The 4,089-nt window shown below is 59.7% G+C and carries 2 protein-coding genes and 1 pseudogene; all 3 read right to left on the bottom strand.

Translation table 11 applies throughout. The features are described from left to right. Nucleotides 1-1,723: pseudogene (locus KJA79_RS23225) on the bottom strand (MGH1-like glycoside hydrolase domain-containing protein); the annotation flags it as partial. 65 nt (nt 1,724-1,788) lie between these two features. Next, nucleotides 1,789-2,799, bottom strand: coding sequence for an SMP-30/gluconolactonase/LRE family protein (locus tag KJA79_RS20625; RefSeq protein ID WP_213043979.1), 1,011 nt, complete (start codon nt 2,797-2,799; stop codon nt 1,789-1,791). Next, on the bottom strand, nt 2,796-4,089 hold a 1,294-nt coding region (locus KJA79_RS20630; RefSeq protein ID WP_246507826.1), incomplete at its 5' end, for an SMP-30/gluconolactonase/LRE family protein. The genes KJA79_RS20625 and KJA79_RS20630, both read right to left, overlap by 4 nt.

Below are 4,089 nucleotides of genomic sequence, written 5' to 3' on the forward strand. Positions count from 1 at the left end.
TGGTCGCATCCGACTGTTCGATATGGCCGCCGGTCGGCAGCGGCGCGCTCCGGTCGAAGACCCCGATGTTATCGAGGCCGAGAAACCCGCCTTGAAAGATGTTCTTACCCTCGGCGTCTTTGCGATTCACCCACCAGGTAAAATTCAGCAGCAGTTTGTGAAAGACGCGCTCCAAAAACCGCCGATCCCCGACGCCGTTCCGCTTCTTGTCGATCTTATAGATGCGCCAGGCCGCCCAGGCATGGACCGGGGGATTCACGTCGCCGAATGCCCATTCATAGGCCGGAATCTGACCGTTGGGGTGCATATACCATTCGCGCAGCATGAGGACGAGCTGCTCCTTGGCGAACGTCGGGTCCACCAGCGCGAGCGGGATACAATGAAACGCGAGATCCCAGGCGGCATACCAGGGATACTCCCACTTATCCGGCATCGAGATGACATCGGCGTTATAGAGGTGCATCCAGTCCGAGTTCCGGCCGTGGAGGCGTTCACGTGGGGGGGCCTGCCCTGCCGGATCGCCCTTGAGCCATCGATTCACATCGTAGTGATAGAACTGTTTGCTCCAGAGCAGTCCGGCAAAGGCCTGCCGTTGTACGCGGCGCGCGTCTTCCGACAGATGGGCCGGTGCAAGGCCGTCGTAAAACTCGTTCGCTTCACGAATGCGCGCCGCAAAGACGGCCTCGAAGTCCTGCTCCGCGAATCCCGGGCTCCGGCCATCATCAGTCAATCGCAAGCGGACGGTCTCTGTCTCACCGGGCGCGAGCGTGAGCACATACTGAGCCGCAGCCTTGGTCCCCAGATGATTCGGATTCACCGCCTCCTTCTCACCCTGCACGACATAGTCGTGAAAGCTGTCCTTCACGTACCGGGGGCCTGTTTGATCGCCATAGAGACGGCGGCTGTTGGTGTCATTTTCTGTAAAGAGCAGGGTGGGCTCGCCTTCACAGAGCAACCGGCGCAGGCCATAATGCTCGTGCTGCGTCTCGATGACCCTCATATGGTCGATCGACTCCCCTTGCCTGAAACGAGGACGCCGGATGTCCGTGCCCCAGGACCAGGTGTTGCGAAACCAGATTGTCGGAAGGAGCGTCAGTTGAGCCTCCTCCGGCCCGTGATTCACGACCTGAATACGGATGCACAGATCTTCCGGCGTCGTTTTGGCATACTCCACGCACACGTCGAAGTACCGGTTCCCGTCAAAGACACCGCTGTCGATCAGTTCGAACTCCGGATCATGGCGCCCTCGACGGCGATTCTCCTCGACCAGCCTGGCATAGGGGAACGCTGCCTGCGGGTACTTGTACAGATATTTCATGTAGGAATGCGTCGGCGTCGAGTCAAGATAGAAATAATACTCCTTCACATCCTCGCCGTGGTTGCCTTCGTTGCCGGTGAGTCCGAAGACTCGTTCTTTCAAGATCGGGTCTCGCCCGTTCCACAAGGCCAAGGCAAAGCAGATGATCTGATGGCGATCGCAAATGCCGGCGAGACCGTCCTCGTTCCAGCGATAGGCGCGCGACCGGGCCTGGTCATGGGGGAACGCGTCCCAGGCTGTTCCATGGGGGCTGTAGTCCTCACGCACCGTTCCCCAGGCGCGCTCGCTCAAATAGGGTCCCCAGCGTTTCCAGTGGCGCCGGCGCTGCGCGTCCTCGTCAAGGCGCTGCTGTTCTGCCGAGATCGGCGGCGGTGGAGCGGAAACAATGCGACGATGTGAGGCCATATGACTCCTTGAGTTGAAAGGGTACTGAACGAGAGTCGGCCGGCGGCGGAGAGTCTTACAGGGAGCTAGTAGCGGTCCGCGCCTGTAGCCAGGCGGAGACGATAGACCGATGAACCACCAGTCATGAACAGGGTCTGCCCGTCTTCTCCCCATGCGACGTTGGACATCGGCTGCCCGGTCTCGATCGTGCCCAGGAGGGTGCCATCCGGCGCGATCACGCTGATGCCACCCGGTCTCGCACCGAAGATATTCCCTTTCCGGTCGACCTTGAATCCGTCCGGCCCAAAGAACGGATCTTTTCTCCAACGCATCGCGTCAAAGAGCACACGGCCCTCGGCGACAGTGCCGTCTGCTTTCACATCGTAGGCCAGCCAGGCCGCACGCTTCGGATCGACATCGGACACGTAGAGGGTCTTCTCATCCGGCGAAAAGGCGATCCCGTTCGGAGCCTTGATGTCATTGATAAGCAGCGTGAGCGCTCCATCGTGAGAGAGGCGATAGACCCCTTGCACCGGAGCCTTGCCCGGATCATCGAAGGCTTTCGGGAGTCCGAACGGAGGATCGGTGAAATACAAATCGCCGTTGGATGTGAAGACCAGATCGTTCGGACTGTTGAGCTTGTGTCCATCGTAGTGGTCGACGAGCGGGACCATCGTTCCATGTGATTCCAACCGCCCGATTTGTCGATCGCCATGGCGGCAGAGGACCAACCGGCCTTGTGCATCGAGCGTGAGCCCGTTCGAGCCTGGCTCTTTTCCCGCATAGGGCGTCGAACCGCTATAGCCGCTGTTCTTCACGAACAAACTGGCGCCTTCACCAGGTTTCCATTTGTAGACGGCATTGGCGGGTATGTCTGAAAAGAGCAAATACTCGCCTTGCTTGTGCCAGACCGGTCCTTCGACCCAGGTGAACCCATCGACGATCTTTTCCAGCCGTGCATCGCGCGGAACGAGTTGATCGAATCGGGAATCGAGGCTGGTGATCACCAGCGCAACTGGTTCAGCCCCTATTGTGACGCTCTGAACGAGCATGCCGAGCAGCGTCGCCGCCATGAGTCTGGGACAGAGTGCGTTCATGGCCGCACTCCCGCAATATTCAGCCTGATGCGATAGATCCCTGTCAGCGCCGTGATGTAGAGGGTCTTGCCGTCGTCGTCGCCCCAGGCCATGTTGTGCGGATCCTCGGGCCCCTTGATGAGGCCGAGTTGCCTGCCATCCGGCGAGAGGATCCAGAGCCCGCCCGGCCCGGTCGAATAGACATTGCCTTGCTGATCGACCTTGAGACCATCGAGGGCGTCAGATCCCGGCGCATTGGTCATATCGAAAAAGAGCCGGCTGTTCGAGAGCGTGCAATCCGGATTGACGTCGTACCGCACGATCACCTTCCGTTTGTCGTTCCAGTTGTTGACGTAGAGGGTCTTCTCGTCCGGAGACAGCGCGATGCCGTTAGGCGCATCGAGCTCGGTGCTCACCAATTTCACCAGGCCGTCCTTCACGCAGTAAACGCCGCTATAGGGCAACTCCTTGCCCGGATCGTCGAAGACTTTCGGAAGTCCAAACGGCGGATCGGTGAAATAGAGGGCGTCATCGGAGCGATAGACGAGATCGTTGGGGCTATTGAGCCGCTTGCCGCCATACCGGTCGGCCAGCACCGTGATGTTGCCGCGCGGCTCGACGCGAATGACACGGCGATTGCCATGCTGGTTGATCGTGAGACGGCCCCTACGGTCGAGTGTGAGCCCGTTCGAGCCCGGCTGAAGGTAGTCACCGACATTGAAGCCGCTGTAGCCGCTCTTCGCGCGAAAGACGGATACCTGCCCTTCCGCTGACCAACGATAGATCGTATTGGCGTTGGGATCGCTGAAGAGGAGGTATCCCGAAGCATCGGCGGTGGCCGGGACCCACACCGGGCCCTCGGTGAAGAGAAAACCACCAGCAAGTTGTTCCAGCTGCGTGCCCGGTGCAACGATCTGATCGAGCACCGGATCGGTCTTCACGATCTCGGTCTTGACGAAATGCGTCGGCCCGATGTGATCGGGCCTGTAGAAATCGAGTGTGGCGGAGCGCACCCAGATGAAATTCCCCGGCGGATTCGAGAGTGGGCCGTTGATGCCGAAGACCGCAAGCTGAATCCTTTGACCTGGCTTGGCATTCCGAGTCAACACCACCCGGTTCGGCGCATTGAAGCCCTTGATCAACTGGCCCCCAGGCTGCCCCAAGACCAGCGGCAACTTGCCGTCCACCCACACTTCCGCATAGTCATCAATGGCAATCTCAAACACGACGGTGGAGCCGGCGGGATTGAATGGACCGATGCTATCCGGGATGGTGATGCTGGTGCGGTACCAACTGAAGCAGAGCCGTCCG

Source organism: Nitrospira defluvii, assembly GCF_905220995.1.
Classification (GTDB): domain Bacteria; phylum Nitrospirota; class Nitrospiria; order Nitrospirales; family Nitrospiraceae; genus Nitrospira_A; species Nitrospira_A defluvii_C.